Consider the following 290-nt stretch of genomic DNA (forward strand, 5'->3'; position numbering starts at 1 on the left):
TTGATGTTGTGTTGGCGACAATTGATGAACACCGGGTCGCACAGCTGGCAAGTTTGAGCTGGCCGATCCCGGTGTCTCTGAAACAGGCTGTACTGGATATTTGCCAGGGCCAGCAGCTTACACTTTCGCAGTTTGGACAGCTTGATACTCAACTTGGGCGACTTTTTGCTGATGCGGTCAATGCCTTGCTTAAGGAACAAAACCTGCAGGCGAGAGATATAGTTGCGATCGGCTGCCACGGTCAAACCGTCTGGCACGAACCGACGGGCGTGGCACCACACACTTTACAG

The 290-nt window shown here is 53.1% G+C and carries 1 protein-coding gene; it reads left to right on the forward strand.

Translation table 11 applies throughout. The features are described from left to right. Positions 1-290, forward strand: a 290-nt coding sequence (locus tag LZP73_RS20325; protein WP_234236751.1) for an anhydro-N-acetylmuramic acid kinase, incomplete at both ends; no start/stop codon positions are given.

Origin of the sequence: Shewanella sp. AS16 (assembly GCF_021412365.1) — a bacterium.
Classification (GTDB): Bacteria; Pseudomonadota; Gammaproteobacteria; order Enterobacterales; family Shewanellaceae; genus Shewanella; species Shewanella salipaludis.